This window comes from Flavivirga amylovorans, from assembly GCF_030540875.1.
GTDB lineage: Bacteria > Bacteroidota > Bacteroidia > Flavobacteriales > Flavobacteriaceae > Flavivirga > Flavivirga amylovorans.
The window spans coordinates 945,366-969,884 of sequence record NZ_JAUOEM010000001.1 but is presented as its reverse complement, the minus strand read 5'-3'; the positions used below and the strand labels follow the sequence as shown (position 1 = coordinate 969,884).

Here is a 24,519-nt window from a genome sequence, read left to right as displayed (position 1 = left end):
CTTATGAAAAAGACTCTACCTCTTTCTAAGTTTACCCTCATAGGGGTGCTTTTATGCTTCTGTTTTAACACATCAGCTCAAGATTTCAAAATACAACATATTCAAGATGATATAGGTAATGGCGGAGGCAGTAATACAAGCTTTACAGCCGTTTCTTCATTAAATAACGCTGTAGCTCTAGCTAACAATAATAGAAAAACACATGGTGGATCCGATGGTGTTAGTGGAGCCAGAGAGGGTGACGATATGGCCGGAGGTCGTGTTTTAACAGCAACAGGGACACTTACATATTACAGAGAATCTGGTTCACAAAGTGAAAACACAAGGTTTAATACATCCATATGGGAGTATACGGGTACACCAAGTGGTTCTAACGAATTTATAGTTAGAGGACGATATGCCGTAGACCTTAACGGAGGTAATTACACAGCAGATCAAACCATATCGGGAATTACTAACAAAGATAAGTGTATCCCATTCATTACAGGAATCACGAATGATTCTGGTACAGATGATGCTGATTCAGCCACAGCAATAGCCTACTTAACAAATGGCACCAACTTAAGAGTAGAAAAAGGAGGTACTAATGCACCCAATGTTAGAGTATATATTACTCTAGTTGAATTTACAGGTTCTAACTGGACCGTATTGCATGGAGATTCTGGAGCTACGGCTAACGACACAGGCTCTATCACACTTAAAGATAGGTCTGATGGTAGTACTGGCACAACTACTGATGTAAGTAATTGGTCCAATGCGATTATATTTAGTCATCACCGAGGAGATACTGCTATTGCAGGCACTAACGATGCAAACTCAGATAACTGGCCCATGATGGATCCTGGAAGCGATACCAGAAGCGTTGATTGGACATTTGATGGTTCTCACGACTCAAACGGTACCAACCGTCATTTTGTACATGTGCTAAATAATCCTGAAGTAGTCGTTACAAGATATAGCGATTCTTCAACCGCTGGTTCTGTCACCATAGACATAACTTCAGCAGGGCTAACAGATTTAAGCCAAGCCATGGTTGTTGGTTCAACATTCCATAGTGGTACAGGTGCTGGTTATGGTAGAGGATGGAGAAATTATAAGTTAAACTCTTTAATAGAAGCCGAACACTGGGTACATCGTGCAGGGAGTGGGGCTTCTACAGTAGGTACCAATATGCAAATTGTCAATTTTGATTTCATACAGGGCCCTGGAGGTATGACTAATAACATTGAGTTATGGCTCAAAGCTGATGCCGGTGTAGAAGAATTGGCCAATGATAGCGCAGAAGATACAGACCCCGTATTAAACTGGCTAGACAATAGTGATAATAACAATGATGCCACACAAGCTATAGTTGGTAATCAGCCTGTCTTTGTTGAAGACGCTATTAATTTCAATCCTATAATAGATTTTGATGGCGATGACCTTTTACAAACTCCAGCAATATCCACTAATTCTGATATGACAATATTTACTGTTGCAGAAGGGCAAAGTGGTGTCCAAAAACAAATATTAAACTTAAATGGTGGTGATAATATTATTATAGAATTTGAAGATGCGACCCCAACATTTAGAGCAAGAATGTATGACGGAGTGAATACTGGGGAAATACAAACTACTACTGCTGTTACTGTTGGGACAAATGTTATTGCTAATTACAATGTATATTCAGGTACTAATTCGGAGCTCTTTATTAATGGTTCTTCTGTTGGAACAGATGCTACAAACACATATGCTCCAACTAGTCCAATTGCTAATATAGGAGGACATCCTTCTAATGCATTAAAAAGATGGGATGGTGGTATAGCTGAAGTTATTGTATATACTGGTTCAATAACTAATCCTGAAAGGGACAAGATAGAGTCTTATTTAGCTATTAAATATGGCGTTACATTAGGTACCAATGGTACTTCTCAGGATTATGTAGATTCAGATGGACGCGTTATCTGGGATCAATCTGATAATATCGGATATAATTATAATGTTTCTGGTATTGGTCAAGACAATGTTTCTGGATTAAACCAAAAGCAATCTAAAACAATTAATACGGCTGACGATATCACTGTTGGTATAAAAGATATAGCCGCAACAAACAGTACAAATTTAAATACCTTTTTTGCCGATAAAACATTTTTAATGTGGGGTCATGATAATGGTTCTACATCTTCAACTACAGATATTACTAAAGATTATAGTGCTAGTACAGGCGTAACAAGTAACGTGAGTGTTACACCAATTACCAGAAAATGGAAAATGGTTGTTACAGATTCTATTCCAACCATTAAGCTTTCTATTCCAGAATCTATGGTTTCTGGGACTAATGCTGGTAGTGAAGAATATGTTATGATTGTAGCAGATGATGCTTTATTCACAACCAATGTGACCTCAGCCACTATGGAAGATGTTGGTACCGAATTAGAAGTTGATTTCTATTTCGAAGGGACTAAATACATCACATTCGGTTCTACGCCAGAAGTTGTATTAGATTCTCGTTCAGCTTATTTTGGTAATTATACAACAACAGACAGCTATTTAGATGCTGGAGATGTGAACGATCTGGATAATACAGATTTCACTATAAGTGCCTGGGTAAAACGTGATGTAGGAGAAAATAAATTCGACATCGTTTCTAAAAGAAATTACTTCCATGAGGCACCAGGATCGCCAACCGAAACTTATACACATGGTTATGCTTTTAGAATAAATTCAACTAGTCAATTCAGAATGGTATGGAGAGATCCTAATGATAGTTCCAACAATGTTATGCAGACCTCAGCTACCATTCCAGAAAATGAATGGCACCATATAGCAGCAACATACGATTCTGGTACAAATATGACGAGCCTATACATTGATGGTTATTTAGAAGACAGTGATGATACTTTAGACCCTATCAATACACCATCCGATTCTCATTTCTTAATAGGTGCAGCACACCATATTAAAAGGCAACAAAAAATGAGAGGTAGTGTGGATGAAGTACGTGTTTGGGATGTAGCACTTTCTAGTGATCAAATACGCTATATCATGAATCAGGAAATTGAAAACAATTCAAGTTTTGCTGATGGGGTCATTTTACCTAGTATGACTACTAAAAATGAAATAGTTCCTATTCCATGGAGTAACTTAATTGCTTATTACAAAATGAACACTTTAGTTTTTGGTAGTGTTAAGGATGAATCTAATAGTGGCAATGATGCCTCCATGATAAGATATGATGATATTGATGAACAAACAGCACCTTTACCATACAAAACAACACAAAACGGAGATTGGGATACTTCTGCAACATGGGAAAATGGAGATGTACAATATTTACCTGGAGTCGATTCATATTTGGATGCATTGGAAACTATTGATTATAATATTGTCCAAATTGACCATAATATAACTATGGACAACTCTAATGCAACACTTATTCCTGCTTCTAGAAATGGTAACAGAACTGTTTTAGGTTTAATTGTTAATGCTAGTGGTGATTTACAGGTAAATGGTAGTAATGCCTCTAGCACAGGTTATGGGTTAACAGTTTCTCATTATTTAAAACTTGACGGAACTATTGATTTAGAAGGAGAATCACAATTAATACAAACTACCGATAGTGATTTAGACACCAGTAGTTCAGGATCATTAGAACGAGACCAACAAGGTACACTAGATTTATATACATATAATTACTGGTCTTCACCAGTTGGAAGAACCAATATTTCAAGTAATAATGTTAACTATACACTTCCAGAAGTGCTTAATGATGGTTTAGATCCTACTGCACCTCTTACTATTAACTTTTTAACATCTGGATATAATGGTACGCCGGGTACATCGGGAACGACACCCATTGGAATTGCTGATTACTGGATTTGGAAATATGCAAATAGACCAAGTGATAATTATCCTTCTTGGCAACATGTTAGAAGTACTGGATTACTTAATATTGGCGAAGGTTTCTCTATGAAAGGAGTTGCAGATACTGGCGGTGCTATAACCCAGACTCAAAACTATGCATTTAATGGTAAACCAAATAATGGAGACATTACTTTAAGCTTAACCGCTGGGAATGATTACTTAATAGGAAACCCATACCCTTCTGCTATTGATGCTGATGAATTTATACTTGATAATACTAGTGATGGTCTTGGTAGAGCAGCAAGCAATATTATTAATGGCACTTTATACTTTTGGGATCATTTCGCTTCTGGTTCACATATTTTAGTCGACTATCAAGGTGGCTATGCTACATACACACTAATGGGTAGCACCGTTGCCATATCTAATGATACCAGAATTAATAACACTAACATATCTGGAACCAAAACCCCAGGTCAATATATCCCAATAGGTCAAGGTTTTTTCGTTGTTGCAGATACCGGAGGCACCATAACATTTAAAAATAGTCAACGAACTTTCGTAACAGAAGTAACAGCATCATCTTCTTTCCTTAAAACCGGGGATACAAAAAAGAAAAGAAGCCAAACTCAAAAAACGGAAGTTAATGGCAGGCAAAAAATTAAATTAATGTTTGATTCTCCTGAAGGCTATCATCGTCAATTATTAGTTGGAGTTGATAACAATGCTTCTAATGGATTTGACATTGGCTATGATGCGCCATTGCTTAAAGATAATAAAGAAGATATGTTCTGGACTTTTTCAGACGGGGAATATGTTATCCAAGCTGTAAATAACTTTGATTTAGAACAAAAATTACCACTAGGTGTTAAAATTAACAAAGAAGGCATTACGACTATTAAAATTGATTATTTAGAAAATATAAATAATGATTTAGATATTTATTTAAACGATAAAGAATTAAATGTATATCACAATTTAAGAGCTAGTAATTATAAAGTATACCTAACAGCAGAAACGCATTTAGATCGTTTTGAAATTGTATTCAATGATGCATCAACAGCGTTAGATACTGACGATATTGAAGACATTAAGTTTCATGTGTATTTTTCTAACGAAAAAGAAAGTATCGTTATTCATAATCCAACATTAAAAAATATACAATCTATTGAAATGTTAAATATGCTAGGTCAAACTTTATTACAATTAGAACCTAACACAAATAATGACTATTTAGAATATAAAGTAACCGAAATGAAAACTGGTAGCTATATATTAAAAATAGAAACTGAAAAAGAAAAAACCTCTAAAAAAGTATTAATCAAATAATAGTTAGTTGTTCTGTATTTGGAATAAAATTCGTTGATAGTGAGTAGAATTTTATTCCAAATACAGAACAGATTAATACATAACTTTCCTATCACATTTCTTCATTTAAACATGATAATGATACATAAAAAATGTATTTCATCGTATTTTTTATACATTTTATCGTGTATTTATTAAAATAAAATGTATATTTGCCCAATAACGAGTTAGTCAAAAGAATTGACTAGATAAACAAATATTTAGCCCCAAACTAAATACTTAACCAGCCTTATGAAAAAGATAATACTTTTATATAAAGTAATGTTTTTATGTTCCTTTCTTATTTCGATAAGCTCGAAAGCACAATTACATTCACCTCCTACATGTGGTGAAAATTATACGCTAGATTGGTCTTCCTCTCCATTAACTAGTAATGAGTATAATTGGCTAGCTGCTGGAAATTTATCTAATACATTTAATAATGTAAACAATTCAGGTATTGACATTTCTGTTGTGTTTACTGGAGAAACATCTTCTTTAGGAACATGGGGAAGTGGACAAACACCTGTAGTTGGAACGTCTTCAAGTAATTCTACAGTTGAAAACTTAGACTTAATTACTACTGGATTCTCATCAACAGGTATAACATGTACAATGACATTTAGTACTCCTATTTATGCATTATCATTCGATTTATCTCATGTTAACTCCAACGGAACAAATGGAGATATGTATACAATTACTGCCACAACTACTAGTGGTTCTACTATATATCCAACATTTACAGATTCAGCTAATCCATCTTATACCACGAACAATGCAACTGGTGTTATTGATGCAAATGCGTCATCCACAAGTGGAACTGATGCTATTGTAGGTGTGAATTTTTTAGATGATGACTATATTACCAGCGTTACTTTTTTATGGCAAAATTGCTCTACATGTTCACCAAATGTTGTTCATGGATCTGGATTAGGAAACTTTAGCTTTTGTATACCTCAAACTCTAGATTTCGATGGTGTTAATGATTATATAAATCGATCTGCTTTTTTAGGAGGAAAATCCGAAACCACGATGATGACATGGATAAAATTAGATAATGGATCTGATGGAGGGGACATCATGGGGCAACGTAATTTAAGATTATATGTGGATTCTGATAAAAAATTGAGAGCTTTCCTAAGAACTAATACTGGTTTAAATATTTATTCTACAGATGTTAGCAGCGCATTATTAAGCGATAACCTTTGGTATCATACTACTTGTACATACAATGGGATTTCTGGAGTTTTTGAACTGTATATAAATGGAGAGGTTATTTGGAGCTTAACTGATGCTTCTCTACTAGGAACTACTATAGACAATAATGCTAGTTGGAATGCTGATCACGATTTTGAAATAGGCAGAAATACCCAACTAGATAACAATTATTTTGAAGGTTCTATATACGAAACTCGAGTTTACAATAAAGCACTCACTATAGATCAATTACACAGACAAATAAATCAAGAAATTGAAAATAATGCTGGAAATGTTAGAGGGACTATAATCCCTAAAGATATAGAAGGCTTATTATGGAGTGATTTAGAACTGTACTATAAAATGGATATTATAGATACGGGATACACTCCAGATGATTCAAGTGCAAATGTAGATGGTAAGCTAAACAATATGCGGACCTATCAAGAAAGAACAGCGCCACTACCATATGTTACCACGTCATCATGTAGTGGTGATTGGACAGATCCTAGTAATTGGGAACATGGTAATGTATGGGGTATTAGTAGTTCGACACCAGATTGTGCTATTATTCAAATAAAAGGAAATATGCAAACAAGCATAGATCGTCATACTGTAGGCTTAATTCTGGATAGTGGAAGCAAATTAGAAGTAAATGGAGATTCTGGGTTATTCAACTCATGGTATTTAAGATTAAATGGAGACATCGATTTAGAAGGAGAATCACAATTAATTCAAACCGATGATAGTACACTAGATGCTTCCAGTTCAGGAACACTAGAAAAAGATCAACAAGGAACTGCAGATACTTTTACGTACAATTATTGGTCATCTCCAATGGGATTACCCAATAATACTACTAATAATAACAATTATAAATTACCAGATATTTTCACTAATGTCAACTTCTTAACGTCTGGATATAATGGCACCGCATCTCCTGTAGGAATTGCAGATTATTGGGTTTGGAAATTTAGCAATCAACAAAGTGATAATTATTCCAAATGGCAGCATGTACGTAGTACTGGATCTTTACTTGCTGGTGAAGGTTTTACTATGAAAGGTCCTGGAACTGGTACAATCAGTACACCCCAAAATTATGTATTAAAAGGAAAACCTAATAATGGAGACATTACTTTAAATATAAGTTCTGGAAATGACTATTTGGTTGGTAATCCATATCCATCTGCCATAGATGCTGTGCAATTTATATTAGATAATGGCCCTACCATTGCTGGTGCAGGTTCTACAACTGGAACCTTATATTTCTGGGAACATTGGGGAGGTGGTTCTCATATTCTTCGTGAATATCAAGGTGGCTATGCCACGTACTCACTCTCAGGAGGTGTACCAGCAGCATCAAAAGGAACTAACGATCCAGATGTAGCGACTGGAGGTATTCCTACCAAAACACCGGGCAGGTATATCCCGGTAGCTCAAGGTTTCTTTGTTACTGCCGAAGCAGCTGGTACTGTTAAATTTAACAACGGTCAGCGTGTATTTCAAATTGAAGATGGCAGCAACTCATTATTTGTAAAATCATCGAATACTAAAAAAAGTAAAGCAAATTCCAGTAACAAAACCAATACTGGAGATACTAGGATGAAACTAAGGATTGGTTTTAATTCTATAAATAAAATTCATAGGCAACTATTAATTACTGTTGATGAAAATGCATCAGCTAATTACGATTGGGGCTACGATTCTAAATATATAGATACTCAAATAGATGATATGTATTGGTTAATCAATAATGAAAAATTTACCATTCAAGGTATTGATAACATTGATGAGCAAACCATTATCCCTTTAGGAATCCATACTAAGAGTGACGGATTTAATAGCATTACCATTGATGAATTAGAAAATATGCCTGATAATTTAGAAATTTATTTACATGATAAAGAATCGAATACATACCAAAATTTAAAACAAGGTCATTATGAAACCTACTTAGATGCAGGAGAATATTTAAATCGTTTTGAAATTACATTCTCTAAATCTCAAAAAACCTTAGGAGATAATGATATTAATAAAAGCTCGATAGAAGTTTACTTTTCTAATGAGAAGAACAGTATTATAATTAATAACCCAGTATCTAAATTAATAGAGTCTGTTGAAATGCTCAATATACTAGGGCAATCATTGTTTAAGTTTCAAACAAATACCACTGAAAAGCATCTATTATATAGTGCAAGTCAAATTAAAACGGGAAATTATATCTTGAAAATACAAACCGAATATGGAACTATTTCTAAAAAAGTGTTGATTAAATAATATAGTTGAGTTTGTTATTTGAGTTAGTCACTTAAACCATAAACCTATTCTTTTACTTAGCTATATTTCAAGTCCTGAACTGACGTTCAGGACTTTTTTTATTTTATAAGGTCTATTAACGCTTCCAAAGATACTTTATGCTGCTCCCCAGAAACCATATCTTTTAATGTATATGTGTTAGAAATGATTTCTTCATCACCAACTAAAACGACAAACGGAATGGCACGCTTATTAGCGTGGTTCATTTGTTTCTTCATTTTAGCCGCATCTGGGTACAATTCAGAATTTATGCCTTGTGATCGTAATTTATTAATAGCTTTTAAGCTAAATAAAGCCTCTTTATCTCCGAAATTTATAAAAAGTACTTCTACATTTTTATTAACTGTTTCTGGAAATAGGTTTAATTCTTCTAGAACTAAATAGATTCGATCTAAACCAAAACTAATCCCTACACCACTTACATCTTTCATTCCAAAAATGCCGGTTAAATCATCATAGCGACCACCGCCTCCAATCGATCCCATTTTCACATCTTTCGGTGCAGATACTTCAAAAATAGCACCTGTATAATAGTTTAATCCACGAGCAAGGGTTACATCCAATTGTAACGTTGCAGTCGACAATCCTAATTCAGAAATTGCTGTATTTATAAAAAATAATTCTTCTATACCTTTTTGTCCTTCTTCAGAAGCACTAAGAATACCTTTTAAACTTTCAATTTGAGACTCGAAAGATCCAGATAAAGAAAATAACGGTTGTAGTCTGCTAATACCTTCTTCAGAAATCCCTTTACTTACCATTTCTTCTTTTACCTTATCCTCACCTATTTTATCTAATTTATCAAGCGCAACTGTAAAATCTATTAGTTTATCAGAAGCACCAATAACTTCAGCGATTCCTGAAAGTATTTTTCTATTGTTTATTTTAATCGTTACATCTTTGAGCTTTAAAGCTGAAAAAACAGTATCATATAATTGAATAAACTCCACTTCCTGCCACAAGGATTTGGAACCAACTACATCGGCATCACATTGAAAAAACTCTCTAAAGCGTCCCTTTTGAGGTCTATCTGCCCTCCAAACTGGCTGGATTTGATAACGTTTAAACGGAAATTCAATCTCGTTCTGGTGTTGAACGACATAACGAGCAAAAGGCACGGTAAGGTCGTAACGAAGGGCCTTTTCCGATATACTTGATGTTAATTTATTTGAGTTTTTTGTATCGTAAGCATCATGATTAGCTTTAGATAAATAATCTCCAGAATTTAAAATCTTAAAAATCAAACGATCTCCCTCTTCTCCATATTTCCCCATTAAGGTATCAGAATTTTCAAAACTGGGTGTTTCAATGGGTTGAAATCCGAACGTTTCAAAAGCACTACGAATTGCATTAAAAATATAATGACGTTTTGCTACATGTTCTGGGTTAAAATCTCTGGTGCCTTTTGGTATGCTTGGTTTTTGAGCCATATCTAGTACCTGCGAAGGCAGGTATCTCATTTAATGATTATTAATTTTTTAAAATAGATTCCTGACTCCGCAGGAACAACAAAAATATATAATGAAATTGTCATTGCGAGCTTTTTTAGTAGAAAAAAGCGTGGCAATCTTTTAAATTAGAACTAAATTAAAAAAAGAGCTAAACGATTAACAGATTGCCACGTCGTGCCTCCTCGCAATGACAATTAATTTATCAACTTATCAAAATACTTAAACAAATCACCTTTTGTAATAACAGCACCTTGTTCAATCATTTTAAATTTATCCAAATTTTTATCGTCGGTATAATCTTTATCAGCTTGTAAAAATTCAACATGTTCGTCCATTAAATTTTCACGCAACCAATTATATCCCTCTTTTGTGGTAATATCGACATCATTTTTTAAGGTAAGTGCTATAACATACATTTTATCTTCAGCCAAACGAAATAAATACATATGCTGTGGAGATATGTGCTCTAAGTATTCAGCTTTATTTAAAACGCCTTCCCAGATTAGATCGCTAAACACATCTAATTCCATCTCAGCCAATTCTGGTTTATTGGCTTTAAGGTTAGCCCACTCATCTGCAGTGATAGACTGCGTTGCTAAAAAGTTTATAAACTCTTGATGTAATTCTTCAAATTGCTCTTTTGTAAGTCTTGAATATTTCATTTAAATAAAAATCAATTGCAAGGTAGCTTTATGATCCCGCTCTTCAGCGGAATTAGTTCGATTTACAATTTTGAATGTGTCTGATCGACTTTTCAAAATTGAATCTCACTAAAAAAATGCGCTCCTATATTAAGAGCGCAAATTTAAGAATATATATGTTATTATTTTTAGAATATATAACGTAAACCGAATTGCATTTGCCATCTAGAAGCTAAACTAGAATCAAACCCAAATGAATCCGTTAACGTGTCATCAAAAGTATAAACAGGAGTCGCTCCAGAAGTATCAACTCCTATTGGAGACATATTATTTGGTTGCTCAACTACGCCCCAATCGGAATTAATTAAGTTTCCAAAATTAAGAATATCAATACTTAACTGAAGTGTATTTGTTTTGTCACTACTTACGTTAAACTTAAAATCCTGTAAGATCTTAACATCCCAGCGACTTCTCCATGGTGATAACGCACCGTATCTATCAAAATAACGTCCTCTGTTGTCACTTAAATAATCATCTTGCTGAATGAATCTTTCAAAAGCTTCCGCTTGTCCAGCTCCAGAAAACTGCATCTGCTGTACTTCACTAGCAGTAGGGATATAAATAAGGTCGTTGTTTTGAAAAGAACTATCTCCATTTATATTACCTGCATATGTATAATTAAAACGCCCGCCTTGCGCATATTCACAAAAGGCAGAAACTGTTGTGGCCATTTTATCACTTGCATACGACCATTTTTTACTAGCCAAACCTATAAAGCGATGTGTATCTCCATATTTAGAGTAAGACAACACATCATTATTCGCGTTCCCTAAATTTGGGTTAAAATCGAATGCATCACCTGTAATTTCAGCTTCTATGGAGTTTACATCTTTAGCATTTAAATAGTTATAAGCGACACTTGCATATATACCATTATCAAAAGTCTTTTGTGCTTTTAAACTGGCATTCCAAATACGTCCTTTATCTGAATTTGTAAATACATAGGCATTATTACCTCTATCAGCAGGTAAATAAGTTGGTCTGTTATCTCCAGGCGCATTAAGTGTCCCTGATGGGTTTCTTAATCCCCAGTTTTGTACATGAGCACCATTAATATCCTTTGTGTAAGATACATCTCCTGTTAAAACAATACCATTTTCAAATTTATGATCGGCTCCTACATTGGTTCTCCATACTTGTGGCCATTTAAATTCTGGATCTACTACTTGATAAAAGAAAAAGTCTAATCCTTGTACTTGGTTTCCTAACCATACAAACGGAAAACGACCAGTAAATATCCCTGTACCGCCTCGTATTTGTGTTTTATTTTCTCCATTAACATCCCAGTTAAAGCCTAAACGCGGAGAAATAAGAAATTTATTATTTGGTAATTTCCTTGAATCTATTAAAGTTTCCTGATTTGTGTTAGGGTTAAAATAAGGAATCGTAGGATCGAAAGTAAAAGGTTTTCTTGCTATGTTTTCATCAATTTTATCTCTGGTATCAAAATATAATGGTTTATCGAATCTAATACCGTAAGTTAATTTAAAATTATCGTTTACATTCCATTCGTCCTGTACATAAAATGCTAATTGTCCAACATTCGTTTCTGCTAAAGACCACCCGTCGCCAGCGGCCAAAGCATTATTAGCGTTAAAAATATTATCAGCATTAGCTAATGCAGCAGCTAATGTACCATCATTTACATCAGTAAGAAAAGCATTTAAGTTTGGATACGCTGCAAATGCTCCAACTTCTTGATTAAAATCACCATCTTCATCATAACCAAAAGCTCCTAAATTAAAAGAGTTATCAAATTGAAATTTTTCAAAAGAAAATCCAATTGTAAATGTGTGATTCCCTTTAACTACATTTAAATTATTAGTAAGTTGAATCACCTTTTGATCTAATCTATTATTAATAGAAAATGGTTCATGACCAGCAATAATATAATTAGACCCACTTCCATCTTGAATAGTAATAGCCGGTGCTGGTGCAGATAATGGCGTTCTAAAATCATCAAAATGAGTATAACCTATCTGCAATTTATTAGTCATTTCACCAGATAATGTTGAATTTAACTCTAATTGTACAGATTTTATTCCATTATTTATTTCATATCCTGAATTTTCAAACTGAAGCGTTGTAAAGCTTGGGCCTCTAACTCCCAAAGCTGTAGGATGTGCTGGCTTTTCTTTTGATGCGTTTAAAAAGTTATAAATAATCGCTAAACGATTATTATCATTGATATTCCAATCTAGTTTAAAAATTCCTTTGGTCGATTCAGATCCATAGGTAAAGCCTTCGTAAGCTCCTGTATCATAGCCTAATGTTGCCAAAGCATTTGACACACTCATTAGGTCACTTGCACTTACTCTAGATTCATTAACAGCACCAGAGCCTGTATTAGGAATCCATCCATTAGTTCCTAAATCTGTTCTGTCATCTTTTTCGAAATTGGCAAAAAAGAACAATTTATTTTTAATAATAGGTCCGCCAATACTAACCCCATATTGCACTTGTTCTAAATCTGGTTTCGTTACATCTTCTCCTTTTATCTTTCCTCCTGTTAAATCCTGATTTCTGAAGAAACCATAAACCGTACCATGAAACTCATTAGTTCCACTTTTAGTAACCGCATTCACTGAAGCGCCAGTAAATCCTGATTGCGTCACATCGTACGGTGCTGTAGATACTGATATTTGATCTATTGCATCTAATGAAATAGGCTGTGCTCCCGTTTGCCCTCCAGGAGTCGGCGAATCTAAACCAAAAGGGTTGTTAAAAATAGCACCATCAAGAGAGAAGTTATTGTACTGATCGTTTCTACCTCCAAAAGAATTTCCACTTGCAGATGGCTCTAATCTAGTAAAATCTGAAGCTGATCTAGAAATAGTAGGTAAACGTGTTAATTCACGACGTCCTACACTTGTTTGTGCGCCTGTACGATCACTACCAAATGTTCCTGTTCCTCCAGTTCCTTGAACAATTACTGCATCTAACTGTTCATTGTCTTCTGTCAAAACAGCATCCAGATTTTGAGTTTTACCCAAACTTAGAAAGATATCATTATATGTTTGATCTTGAAAACCAACAAAACTTATAGTAATTGAGTAAGGACCTCCTACTCTTAGATTTAATAAGTTAAATCGACCATCAAAATTTGTTGCTGCTCCATACTTAGTACCTGTTGGTGTATGAATCGCGACGATATTCGCTCCAGGGAGAGGGTCAGAATTTTTATCTAAAATTAGACCTTTAATGTTTGATGTTGTAACCTGCGAAAATGCAAGAAGCCCAAAAAACAAGAAAAAAGTTGTGAGGGTTGTTTTTTTCATTTGAGTTTATTTTAAGTTAGTCAACTATGCATGCATAGTATTTATTCTGACAAAAATAAACAAAAAAAAGCCATTCATTTTGAATGGCTTTACAATATTTTAAAGCTTTATTAACTAATTGTTAATAGTTTATTTTGCTTGTGCAATAACTTCAAAAGCTAAATCTACAGATACTTCTCTGTGTAAACGTATAGTAGCATTGTATTTTCCTGTACGTTTAATAGTTGTTACTGTTATGAATTTTTTATCAATAGTCTGACCTTCTTTTTCAAGCGCTTCAGCGACATTAATATTATTCACAGAACCAAATAATTTGTCTCCAGTACCAACTTTTGCAGCTATTTTAATCTCTAATGCTTTTAAAGCTTCAGCAATTTTATTCGCATCGTCAACTATTTTCTTCTCTTTAAAAGCTCTTTGCTTTAAGTTTTCTGCTAACACTTTTTTAGCAGAAGAAGTCGCAAGTATAGCTTGTCCTTGAGGAATTAAAAAATTTCTACCATAACCGTTCTTAACTGTTACAACATCGTCTTTAAATCCTAAATTTTCAACGTCTTGTTTTAATATAAGTTCCATTGTTGTTATCGGTATTTTATTTTAATAAATCTGCTACGTATGGCATTAAAGCTAAGTGACGTGCTCTTTTTACAGCTACAGATACTTTTCTTTGATATTTTAACGAAGTTCCAGTTAAACGTCTTGGTAAAATTTTACCTTGCTCGTTTACAAACTTTAATAAGAAATCAGGATCTTTATAATCTATGTATTTAATACCAGATTTTTTGAAACGACAGTATTTCTTTTGTTTGTTTGTCTCAATATTTAACGGCGTTAAATATCTAATTTCTCCGTCTTTTTTTCCTTTTGATTGTTGTTCTATCGATGACATAATTAAGCTTTTTGTTTAAGTTTAACTCTTCTTCTCTCTGCCCATGAAATAGCATGTTTGTCTAATGCTACTGTTAAGTAACGCATAAAACGCTCGTCACGTCTAAACTCTACTTCTAAAGGATTAATAACCTCTCCTGGTACAGTGTACTCAAATAAGTGATAGAAACCACTTTTCTTGTTTTGAATTGGGTAAGCTAATTTTTTAAGCCCCCAATCTTCTTTAGCTATCATCTTAGCGCCGTTAGAAACAAGAAAATCTTCGTATTTCTTTACTGTTTCCTTTATCTGATCTTCAGATAAAACGGGATTTAAGATGAAAACAGTTTCATAATGATTCATAAAAATCTATTTTTATTGTTAAAAATTGGGTGCAAAAATAGTTAATATATACATATAAAACAACAATAATTCCATCATAATATATCTTAACATAATATTGTTAAAATTATGTTAAAATGAACGCTTTAACGATGATTTTTGGTTTTTAGCCGAATTTTTTGTACTATTGTCGATATCTTAACCGAAATAATATAAAATGTTATGACATTAAACTGTGTAGTAGTAGACGATTCGGCAATACAACGCCTGTCTATTGTTAAGTTGGTAGAAAATCATCCATCACTTAATTTAATAGCGGAGTATAGTAGTGCCTTAGAAACTAAAAATGGTTTAAATACGCATCAAGTAGATTTAATTTTTTTAGACATTGAAATGCCAGTGTTAAATGGATTTGAACTTTTAGACGTATTAAACAACAAACCTCAAATTATTTTTGTAACCGGTAAAACCGAATATGCTTTTAAAGCGTTTAATTACGATGCTACCGATTATTTACATAAACCAATTACAAGAGAACGTTTTAACACCTCTGTAGATAAAGCTTTAGAGCAACACAGATTGACCTTAGACTTCAATGAAGAAGAAGGTGAACATATTTTTGTAAAGAGTAATCTTAAAAAACGTAAAGTTTACATTAAAGATATTAAATGGATTGAAGCTCTTGGTGATTATGTAAAACTAGTTACAGAAGAAACCAGCTTAGTAGTATTATCTACTATGAAATCTTTCGAAGCTGAATTGCCTGAAGGTAAATTTTTAAGAATCCACAAATCATACATTGTTAATCTTGATAAAATTGACAGATTTAACAGTAAAAATGTTGAAGTTGGGGCTTATGAAATTCCTTTAAGTAGAAATAAAAAAACTCAGTTAGTTGACGCTTTAAATAATATTTAAGACCTACTAACTAACCTAACCACAAACCGAATTAATTAAAAGTTATCGACATTTAAAATTATTTTAACCGACCGAAAATCTTTTATACTTGAAAAGCTATTATTTACTTTAATGATAGCTTTTTTTGTTTTTGATAACGAATGTTCTTTTGGAATCTTAATGAGAATGTTTTTATGAAACTGATTTCTTATTCTAGAAATTGGCGGTGATTCCGGGCCTAAGACATGATCTTTAAAAAACTGCTTTAAAGACTTTGCCAACCAAATAGAAGCCGAATCGACCCTATTATAATCTTTATGTTTTAAAGTAATTTTTATTTGTTTGTAAATAGGCGGGTATTTATAATTATAACGATCGTTCATTTGCTCATTAAACATCTCGATATAATTATTGGTAGATACTTGTTGTAAAATATTATGATATGGATTGTATGTTTGTATTAACACCTTACCTCTTTCATCTGTACGTCCTGCCCTACCCGACACTTGTAGCATGAGTTGAAAGCTACGCTCATGGGCTCTAAAATCTGGAAAATTAAGCATATTATCAGCGTTCATGATACCTACTAACTTCACATTTCTAAAATCTAAGCCTTTGGTTAACATTTGTGTTCCTACTAAAATATCTATTTCTTGTTGCTCTAAAGCTGTAATTATCTTTTCATAACCGTATTTTCCCCGTGTAGTATCTAAGTCCATTCTTGCCACCTTATAATCTGGGAATAGCAGTTTTACTTCTTCTTCAATTTGCTCGGTACCAAAGCCCTTATTATCTAATTCGGAACTACCACAAGCCATGCAATCTTTAATCATCACTGAATTATAGCCACAATAATGACAACGTAATTGATTTCTATATTGGTGATAGGTTAAACTCACATCACAATTAGGGCATTGAGGCGAATTACCACAAGTATTACACTCTACAATGGGAGAAAATCCACGTCGGTTTTGAAATAATATGATTTGATGTCCTTCATTTAAAGTTTCGGTCATTTCTTCGATAAGTCGATCGCTAAAATGCCCTTTCATTAACTTTTTCTTGAACTTATCCTTAATATCAACCAGCTCTATATCTGGCATTAAAACATCATTGTATCGCTTGGTTATTTCTACAAAACCATACTTATTTTGTTTGGCATTAAAATAACTTTCTAAACTGGGCGTCGCAGAGCCTAAAAGTATTTTTGCTTCATGCATATTCGCTAATACAACAGCTGTATCTCGTGCATGATAGCGTGGTGCTGGATCAAATTGCTTAAAAGATTGCTCATGCTCTTCATCAACAACTATGAGTCCTAAATTATCAAATGGTAAAAAGATAGAAGATCGTGCTCCTAATACTATTTTCGCTTTTACGGAATGATTTAAAACATGATTCCACACCTCAACACGTTCGTGAGATGAATATTTAGAATGAAAAACTGCTACCTGTTCTCCAAAATAATTCTGTAATCGTGTAATTAATTGGGTTGTTAATGCTATTTCCGGTAATAAATAGAGTACTTGTTTCCCTTGGTTTAAAACGTCTTCAATTAACTTAACATATACTTCGGTTTTACCAGAAGACGTTACACCATGTAGTAATGTAACCGCATGTTTGGTAAACGAATCCTTTATTTCTTTAAGAGCAGTTTCTTGATACTCATTAAGATGTTTAGTAGCCTCATTTTCATCTCCAGAATACTGAACGCGATCTGTTTGAATATAATACTCTTCTAAAACACCTTTATTTATCAATGACTTTATGATGGCAGTCGATGCCCCACTTTCTGTAGATAAATCTGAAACTTTTACAGGCTTTTTTGTTGTCGCCGAAATAGAAAATAAGGTTAAAATGACTTGATGCTGCTTTGGAGCTCTATTTAAATCTTCTAATAATTTTTGAAGCGCCGTTTCTGAAGAAAAACTTGTATGCAATTTTACATAACGAACCAATTTAGGTTTATATTTTTCATAGACTTCTTCTTCAACAGAAATAGCGTCCTTTTCAATTAATCGCTTAATAACTGGTAAGACATTCTTTTTATCCAGGATATTAGAAATATCATGAATTTTTAAAGATGATTGATGGTGTAATGCCTCGTAAACCAAAAACTCATCATCTTTCAATATACCTTCATCAATATTCTTCGTATTGTTTTTTAAGATAACCGTTTCACTTTCTAAAATAAACGCACTAGGCAAAGCAGCTCGCATGGCATCTCCCAAGGTACACATATAATAATTAGAAATCCATTGCCACAATTTTAATTGCTTTTCATTTACAATAGGAGAATCATCTAAAATTTGTTGAATGTCTTTTGCTTCGTAAGCTGTGGGTGCTTCTTGATGTATTTTATAAACTATTCCTGTATAAATTTTAGATTTCCCAAAAGGCACAGCCACTCGCATACCAACTTTTAAAAAATCAGCTTCAGATGCTGTTACGCTATAAGTAAATAACTTTTTAAGCGGCACAGGAATTATAACATCTATAAAAAAGTTCAAAGAAATGTATCTTTTTTAGTTATTCATTAACGCGCTCCCAATATTGAGTTGCGTAAAAAAAGGCAATATACCCTCTTACCTGCAATATATTAGGGTTATTAGTTAGTTTTAGACTACAGTCATATTTCTTTCCTTTCTCTGGATCAAATATGGTTCCGTTTTTATAGTATTCCCCATCAGGTTTCATATTCTTAATTAAAACCAGTCCTAAAATAGGTGTATTCTTTTCTTCATCTACACATTTTGTACATAAAGCATCTTTTTTATCTGGATTTAAGATATCTACTATTTTACCAAAAACTTTACCATTTTCCTTATAAATCTCTACTACAGACTTTGCTGCTTCAGTTTTATCATCTATGGTTTTCCATTTCCCAAAAATATCTTGTGAAAATCCACACACACTAACAAAACAGCAAAAAAATAGAACTCCTCTTTTTAACATCAACATTGTTTACGTAATTTATTCAGAGAGGCATTTAATTCGTAGCCTAGCAATAAAATATTGGCATTAAGCCACAAATAAAATAACAAAATTAATAAGGCTCCAATGGAACCGTATAGCTTATTGTACTGTCCAAAATTCTCAATATAAAGCCCAAATAAATAGGACGATAAAATAATGAGCAAGGTTGTAAATAATGCGCCTATAGAAAAGAATTTAGAATGCCTTCCTTCTTGAGTACCAAAATAATATAAAGTAGCTGTGGCTAGATATACCATAAGTACAAAGAATGCATATTTAGCAATATCTGTCCACAATACATTTTGGCTTTGGACCTGATAGCCTTTATTTTCTAAAACAGAAAATAACTCCTGTACCACATATATTTGAAAATATCCTAAAACTGCTATGGTAACAATAAGTAAAAACGCTAGTATTAATGCGATGCTTAGTGCATACAAGTATTGCTTAAAAAAATTACGATTTAATTGCTGGTGGTATGAATTTTCAAAACCAGAAAACACAGCATTCACGCCATTAGCCATCAAAGCAATCGATAATACAAAAACCGATGACAATAGCCCACCTCGTTGCGATTGGTCTATGTTTTCAAAGATGTTTTCAAAGAAAAATTCGGACGTATTTGGTGGTAAAAAAGATTCCAAAAAGGTTAAAAACTCGATTTTAAAATCATCAATAGGTACATATGGAATAATAATTAATACGAATAATAAAAAAGGAAACAGTGCCATAAAGAAACTAAAAGCAATCGCACTTGCACGGGTAGTTAAAGCACCACGTACAATACCTGTAATATAAAGTTCTAATAAATCGTAAAACGACAACCCTTCAAGACCAGGTAATTTTAGTTTTTTGAAAACTCGAACCAAGACATTTATTACTGGAATCTTATCAAGTTTGTCTTCAATGGGCTTGCTCATTCATTTAGTTTACAGGTTTAAAGTTTATTGCTTAAAGCACAAACCCTAAACTAATTTGAAAGTAATAAAAACTAATTTACAGCTTTTAAACTTAAATCCATATTATGAACAGAGTGTGTTAAAGCACCACACGAAATATAATTTACGCCACATTCTGCATAGTGCCTAATCGTGGTTTCATTTATGTTACCAGAAGACTCCGTAAGACATTTATTACCAATCATTTTTACAGCTTTTCTTGTATCCTCATAGTCAAAGTTATCAAGCAAAATTCTATAAATACCATCGATTTTTAATATTTCTTCAACCTCGAATAAATTTCTGGCTTCCACCATAATTTTTAAATCTTTGTTGGTTTCCCTTAAATACACCTTAGTCATTTCAATGGCTTTTGTAATACCACCTGCAAAATCAATATGATTATCTTTAAGCATGATCATATCATACAATGCAAATCTGTGATTTTCTCCACCTCCAATAACGACTGCCCATTTTTCCAATACACGGATTCCCGGTGTTGTTTTACGAGTGTCTAAAATTTTAGTGTTAGTCCCTTTTAATAAGTTAACAAACATTCTTGTTTTTGTAGCTATCGCACTCATACGTTGCATAGCGTTTAGTACCGTTCGTTCTGCTTTTAAAATAGATTGAGAAGACCCTTCAATAAACATCACCACATCTCCATAGGTAACTTCTGTACCATCTTCAATTCTTACATCTAACTTTAAGTTCTTGTCAACGTAAGCAAATACTTTTTTAGCAAAATTAACACCACCGATAACGCCTTTATCTTTAACTAAAATCTTTGCTCTACCCTTAGCATTATCTGGAATACAGGCTAAAGAACTATGATCACCATCTCCCACATCTTCCCTTATAGCGTTTGAAATTATCATTTTGACTTCCGTATCGAATTGCTCTTGTGTTATCATATTTAATATTAGTCCGTTTGCAACAAAAATAAGAAATTGATTTACTAAATTAAATTTTACATTTATGAAATTTTTATTTTTTTTCATCTTTAAATGTATTTTTCATAAATACTAAATAGTAATTTTGCTTTTATGACTATAAAACTTCTCGCCATTGGCAAGACTGATAATAAGGAACTTCAGTCGTTAATTAATGAATATACAAGACGTTTAGGTTTTTATATTAAGTTTTCGCTAGAAATTATTCCAGACATTAAAAACGTTAAAAATTTAAGTGAAGAACAACAAAAGCAAAAAGAGGGAGACCTTATTATAAGTAAACTTAGCCCCACTGATTGTTTAATTTTACTAGATGAAAACGGAAAACAATTAGATTCTGTTGGTTTTTCCAGTTACTTACAAAAGCATATGAACTCAGGTATTAAACAGTTGGTTTTTGCAATAGGTGGTCCTTACGGGTTCTCACAAGATGTTTATAATAAATCAAATGGAAAAATATCATTATCTAAAATGACATTTTCCCATCAAATGGTACGTTTATTTATTATCGAACAATTGTATAGAGGGTTTACAATCTTAAAGAATGAACCTTATCATCATAGATAATACTAATTACGCTTTCGTTTATAACAAAATTAAATAAAATTTCCATTCCTGCCTTCAGACAGTCAGGTTCACGAAAATAACAAGTTCAACAGAAAGCCTCGAGGAATTCTTTTCGATTAACCCCCTCCTGAACTCCTAATTTCGAAATTCATTTACAAAACAAAAAACTCCTTTCTTACGGTTTACCAAGCTAAGGCCGTGGTTGTTAGGCTTGCTATAAATATACTATGCTTTTAAGCCTATTTATCATCCAAAAACAGCCTCCTTTCAAATACATTAATCCCTCTCAGACAAGTTTTCATCCTTTTAAGGTAAGTTTTTTGCTCTAGGTTTGTTTGAAATAATATAAATAAACCTTTGGGGTAAACATACTAAAATAGACAAGCTAACCAGACTGTTCTACTATCAAAACTGTAACCTTCATTGGAATTTATACTATCAAAATAAGTTATTTAACGTTAGTGCCCAAGTATAGAAAAAGCCAAAATTGCTCAAGCACTCAAGATAAATTATTAAGATTTATTGTTTTCAATATAAACTGAAATTGTTTTAAAAATCATTATACCCTTCAAAACTACGCCTGAATTGGACTCACGAAAAATAAATTTCGAGACAAAGATATACTGTACAATCAGGGGTAAGACCGAAAACCTGTAAAAACGAGTAGGTCATTAATTTTTAAATATTTATTTTATGAAACGCCAATCTTTAAAAAAAGTGTTGCCTGCCTTTGTTTTTGTACTGGCCATTGTAGCCTCTTTCGCTTTTAAGCCTGCTCCAAATGATGTATTTAATGATGTATTTATCCAAAGAGTTAACCCCACTGAATGCGACCAAATATTTACGTCATTACTGACTCATTGTTCAATTAACAATTGGGGACAGCAATGCACCTATTATGAACTAGGAATATATCATCCCGCGTATTCTAGAGCCTGGGGACTTTTATGTTTAGATGAATTAAGAGAACCTTTATAAAATTAATCATAAAGAGGTTGTTGAAAAAGCGACCTCTTTTACATTTATATGTATATTGTTTTCTATTGAACTCCTTTATCAGATAAGATAAATACATAGTTGTATCTTTTATAAAATTTAAGGATTATTTTATAAAATTGGAGACCTATGACACTACATAAAACCGACTTCCAACAACATACTCTAATGCAACAATATACAAAATAAACTTCACACCAATATTTTGTGGTTTAAATAAATTATTTTCTTTGTATACCTCATGAAAAAAAACTACAGAAAGCATAAAAATAGGTTGTTAGAATTTATTTGTATGCTGTTTATACTGTTATTTGTATATGCAGCAGTAAGTAAGTTTTTAGTTTTTGACGAGTTCAAAATTCAAATAGCGCAATCACCTGTGCTTACTTCCTATGCTATCTGGTTTGCCTGGGGAGTCCCTGTTATTGAAATCCTAATTTCATTAATGCTGGTCATTCCTCGATTTAGGTTACTAGCTTTGTATGCTGCCTTTACAATTATGATCATGTTTACGTCTTATATTTTTATCATTTTGAATTTTAGTGATTTTATTCCCTGTTCCTGTGGAGGTGTTTTAGAAAAATTGAGCTGGACCGAGCATTTAATATTTAACACCTTCTTTGTTATTCTTGCCTTTATCGGGGTTCTCATATTAAGCACACAAAAAAACAACAATGCTTTCAAAATATGCATATGACACATAAAAAAACATATATATCCCTTTTTATCTGCACGGTATGTGGTATAGGAGGTATGTTTTTATTGTTCTCTCTTTCAGAACATAAACTTCACCGAGACAATAGTTTTACACGTCGATTTGCCGGCCATCCCGCAATAAAAGCCAAACAATTGAATTTGACTTACAACTCCTATTATATTGCCGGAGCCGACCAAGGAAAGATCTATTTAGGAAATAGTATCGCGCCATTTCATCTGATCACTCTAGATACAGCACTTCAGAACAAAGAAACCATTCGTTTGACTATAAATCAGGACAGTCTCCCATATAAATCGATACAACTTCGGGTCATCCCACCCTACTTTTTCCTTATGGATGGTGCTATGCCTTATATTTTTAAAGGTAAGACAACCGACTGGAAAGCCCGGTCTATCATGAATATCCCTCCGTATTTTTCACAGGTTGAGCCCATAGATTCTGCTAATTTGTTTATTAGAGGTGTAAGTGGCAAGACCAGAGAAAACGTTCTGGGTAAAATAAACCTTTCAGGAACAGGTAAGGTTAGCCTTTCTCACGACCTACTACAAAAACAAATTGACGGTATTTTTGATACCGATGGCACCCTTCAATACAATCACCAGTTACAAAAGTTAGTCTATACCTACTATTATCGTAACCAATTTATTGTCGCCGATACCAACCTCCAATTAAACCACCTAGGAAAAACCATAGATACCATAAGCCATGCTCAAATAAAAGTGGGAACCATCGCATCTAAAAATCAACAAAAAATGGCAGCGCCTCCGCTAACAGTAAATAAAAACACTGCAACCTATGGTAATTATCTTTTTGTAAACTCTAAATTGATAGGTAAATACGAGCCGATTCATATATGGGAACGGGCTTCAATTATTGATGTATATAATCTTGTAGAAAACACTTATGAATTTAGTTTTTATATTTATGGCATTAAAAAAGACAAACTAAAATCATTTCGGGTGCTTCATGATAAATTTATCGGGCTTATTGGTAACCATATAGTAACTTACCAACTCGACACAAGTCTGTTTAAGAATCTATTAACCAATTCAAAAGAGGATGCAGATTCCAAAATTTAGATTTGAGTTATCAGGTTGAGACCTGCATTAATTTTTTTAGCTGTCGAATG

Annotated in this window: 17 protein-coding genes; 7 read left to right on the top strand and 10 right to left on the bottom strand. The window is 33.2% G+C overall.

Annotated elements, in window-relative coordinates; all coding sequences use genetic code 11:
• Positions 1-3 precede the first annotated feature (3 nt).
• Both Q4Q39_RS03920 and Q4Q39_RS03915 read left to right on the top strand, forming a co-directional pair.
• On the top strand, positions 4-5,172 hold the full coding sequence (locus tag Q4Q39_RS03920; protein WP_303281060.1) for a DUF8693 domain-containing protein: 5,169 nt from the start codon (positions 4-6) through the stop codon (positions 5,170-5,172).
• Between the two features lie 270 nt (positions 5,173-5,442).
• Entirely contained in the window at positions 5,443-8,667 is a 3,225-nt protein-coding gene (locus Q4Q39_RS03915) for a DUF8693 domain-containing protein (RefSeq protein WP_303281059.1), read from the top strand.
• A 98-nt stretch (positions 8,668-8,765) separates the two neighbouring features.
• Here Q4Q39_RS03915 and hisS read toward each other — a convergent pair whose 3' ends face one another.
• The 6 genes from hisS to rpsF all read right to left on the bottom strand — a co-directional run bounded on the left by hisS (position 8,766) and on the right by rpsF (position 15,366).
• Positions 8,766-10,136 carry a histidine--tRNA ligase gene (gene hisS, locus Q4Q39_RS03910; RefSeq protein WP_303281303.1) on the bottom strand — a complete coding sequence of 457 codons (1,371 nt, stop codon included), beginning with the start codon at positions 10,134-10,136 and terminating at the stop codon, positions 8,766-8,768.
• A 215-nt stretch (positions 10,137-10,351) separates the two neighbouring features.
• Complete coding sequence (locus Q4Q39_RS03905) at positions 10,352-10,819, bottom strand: DUF6495 family protein (RefSeq protein ID WP_303281058.1); 468 nt, start codon at positions 10,817-10,819, stop codon at positions 10,352-10,354.
• 167 nt (positions 10,820-10,986) lie between these two features.
• Entirely contained in the window at positions 10,987-14,136 is a 3,150-nt protein-coding gene (locus tag Q4Q39_RS03900; RefSeq protein ID WP_303281057.1) for a TonB-dependent receptor, read from the bottom strand.
• 129 nt (positions 14,137-14,265) lie between these two features.
• Positions 14,266-14,712 carry a 50S ribosomal protein L9 gene (rplI, locus tag Q4Q39_RS03895; protein ID WP_303281056.1) on the bottom strand — a complete coding sequence of 149 codons (447 nt, stop codon included), beginning with the start codon at positions 14,710-14,712 and terminating at the stop codon, positions 14,266-14,268.
• Positions 14,713-14,728: 16 nt separating this feature from the next.
• Positions 14,729-15,025: a 30S ribosomal protein S18 gene (gene rpsR, locus Q4Q39_RS03890; protein ID WP_019388303.1), complete on the bottom strand. Its 297-nt coding sequence runs from the start codon at positions 15,023-15,025 to the stop codon at positions 14,729-14,731.
• A gap of 2 nt (positions 15,026-15,027) precedes the next feature.
• Positions 15,028-15,366 carry a 30S ribosomal protein S6 gene (gene rpsF, locus Q4Q39_RS03885; RefSeq protein WP_303281055.1) on the bottom strand — a complete coding sequence of 113 codons (339 nt, stop codon included), beginning with the start codon at positions 15,364-15,366 and terminating at the stop codon, positions 15,028-15,030.
• A 201-nt stretch (positions 15,367-15,567) separates the two neighbouring features.
• Between rpsF and Q4Q39_RS03880 the strand changes: the two genes are divergently transcribed.
• Positions 15,568-16,263, top strand: a complete 696-nt coding sequence (locus Q4Q39_RS03880; protein ID WP_102754690.1) for a LytR/AlgR family response regulator transcription factor — start codon at positions 15,568-15,570, stop codon at positions 16,261-16,263.
• A 35-nt stretch (positions 16,264-16,298) separates the two neighbouring features.
• On the opposite strand, the gene priA is transcribed toward Q4Q39_RS03880, so the two are convergent.
• The 4 genes from priA to nadC all read right to left on the bottom strand — a co-directional run bounded on the left by priA (position 16,299) and on the right by nadC (position 21,070).
• The gene (gene priA, locus Q4Q39_RS03875) at positions 16,299-18,752 is read right to left on the bottom strand and encodes a replication restart helicase PriA (RefSeq protein ID WP_303281054.1); all 2,454 of its coding nucleotides are present in this window, start codon (positions 18,750-18,752) and stop codon (positions 16,299-16,301) included.
• Positions 18,753-18,771: 19 nt separating this feature from the next.
• Complete coding sequence (locus Q4Q39_RS03870) at positions 18,772-19,197, bottom strand: DUF2147 domain-containing protein (protein WP_303281053.1); 426 nt, start codon at positions 19,195-19,197, stop codon at positions 18,772-18,774.
• Positions 19,197-20,138, bottom strand: coding sequence for a YihY/virulence factor BrkB family protein (locus tag Q4Q39_RS03865; protein WP_303281052.1), 942 nt, complete (start codon positions 20,136-20,138; stop codon positions 19,197-19,199). Before Q4Q39_RS03865 ends, Q4Q39_RS03870 begins: the two co-directional genes overlap by 1 nt.
• A gap of 71 nt (positions 20,139-20,209) precedes the next feature.
• Positions 20,210-21,070 (bottom strand): carboxylating nicotinate-nucleotide diphosphorylase, encoded by an 861-nt coding sequence (gene nadC / locus Q4Q39_RS03860; RefSeq protein WP_303281302.1) that lies wholly within the window; start codon positions 21,068-21,070, stop codon positions 20,210-20,212.
• A gap of 132 nt (positions 21,071-21,202) precedes the next feature.
• Here nadC and rlmH point away from each other — a divergent pair, with 132 nt between their 5' ends.
• From rlmH to Q4Q39_RS03840, 4 genes are all read left to right on the top strand, one after another.
• A complete protein-coding gene (gene rlmH / locus Q4Q39_RS03855) occupies positions 21,203-21,676 on the top strand; it encodes a 23S rRNA (pseudouridine(1915)-N(3))-methyltransferase RlmH (RefSeq protein WP_303281051.1) in 474 nt (157 codons plus the stop codon).
• 693 nt (positions 21,677-22,369) lie between these two features.
• Positions 22,370-22,654, top strand: a complete 285-nt coding sequence (locus tag Q4Q39_RS03850; protein ID WP_303281050.1) for a DUF6520 family protein — start codon at positions 22,370-22,372, stop codon at positions 22,652-22,654.
• A gap of 310 nt (positions 22,655-22,964) precedes the next feature.
• Positions 22,965-23,369 carry a MauE/DoxX family redox-associated membrane protein gene (locus Q4Q39_RS03845; protein ID WP_303281049.1) on the top strand — a complete coding sequence of 135 codons (405 nt, stop codon included), beginning with the start codon at positions 22,965-22,967 and terminating at the stop codon, positions 23,367-23,369.
• Positions 23,366-24,469 (top strand): hypothetical protein, encoded by a 1,104-nt coding sequence (locus Q4Q39_RS03840; protein WP_303281048.1) that lies wholly within the window; start codon positions 23,366-23,368, stop codon positions 24,467-24,469. The genes Q4Q39_RS03845 and Q4Q39_RS03840 overlap by 4 nt, the downstream gene beginning before the upstream one ends.
• The last annotated feature ends 50 nt before the right edge of the window (positions 24,470-24,519 follow it).

Bases quoted from the DNA above. Each gene is read 5' to 3' on its own strand.
- Q4Q39_RS03920 (WP_303281060.1), top strand. From the start codon at position 4: ATGAAAAAGACTCTACCTCTTTCTAAGTTTACCCTCATAGGGGTGCTT.
- Q4Q39_RS03915 (WP_303281059.1), top strand. From the start codon at position 5,443: ATGAAAAAGATAATACTTTTATATAAAGTAATGTTTTTATGTTCCTTT.
- hisS (WP_303281303.1), bottom strand. From the start codon at position 10,136: ATGGCTCAAAAACCAAGCATACCAAAAGGCACCAGAGATTTTAACCCA.
- Q4Q39_RS03905 (WP_303281058.1), bottom strand. From the start codon at position 10,819: ATGAAATATTCAAGACTTACAAAAGAGCAATTTGAAGAATTACATCAA.
- Q4Q39_RS03900 (WP_303281057.1), bottom strand. From the start codon at position 14,136: ATGAAAAAAACAACCCTCACAACTTTTTTCTTGTTTTTTGGGCTTCTT.
- rplI (WP_303281056.1), bottom strand. From the start codon at position 14,712: ATGGAACTTATATTAAAACAAGACGTTGAAAATTTAGGATTTAAAGAC.
- rpsR (WP_019388303.1), bottom strand. From the start codon at position 15,025: ATGTCATCGATAGAACAACAATCAAAAGGAAAAAAAGACGGAGAAATT.
- rpsF (WP_303281055.1), bottom strand. From the start codon at position 15,366: ATGAATCATTATGAAACTGTTTTCATCTTAAATCCCGTTTTATCTGAA.
- Q4Q39_RS03880 (WP_102754690.1), top strand. From the start codon at position 15,568: ATGACATTAAACTGTGTAGTAGTAGACGATTCGGCAATACAACGCCTG.
- Q4Q39_RS03870 (WP_303281053.1), bottom strand. From the start codon at position 19,197: ATGTTAAAAAGAGGAGTTCTATTTTTTTGCTGTTTTGTTAGTGTGTGT.
- Q4Q39_RS03865 (WP_303281052.1), bottom strand. From the start codon at position 20,138: ATGAGCAAGCCCATTGAAGACAAACTTGATAAGATTCCAGTAATAAAT.
- nadC (WP_303281302.1), bottom strand. From the start codon at position 21,070: ATGATAACACAAGAGCAATTCGATACGGAAGTCAAAATGATAATTTCA.
- rlmH (WP_303281051.1), top strand. From the start codon at position 21,203: ATGACTATAAAACTTCTCGCCATTGGCAAGACTGATAATAAGGAACTT.
- Q4Q39_RS03850 (WP_303281050.1), top strand. From the start codon at position 22,370: ATGAAACGCCAATCTTTAAAAAAAGTGTTGCCTGCCTTTGTTTTTGTA.
- Q4Q39_RS03845 (WP_303281049.1), top strand. From the start codon at position 22,965: ATGCTGTTTATACTGTTATTTGTATATGCAGCAGTAAGTAAGTTTTTA.
- Q4Q39_RS03840 (WP_303281048.1), top strand. From the start codon at position 23,366: ATGACACATAAAAAAACATATATATCCCTTTTTATCTGCACGGTATGT.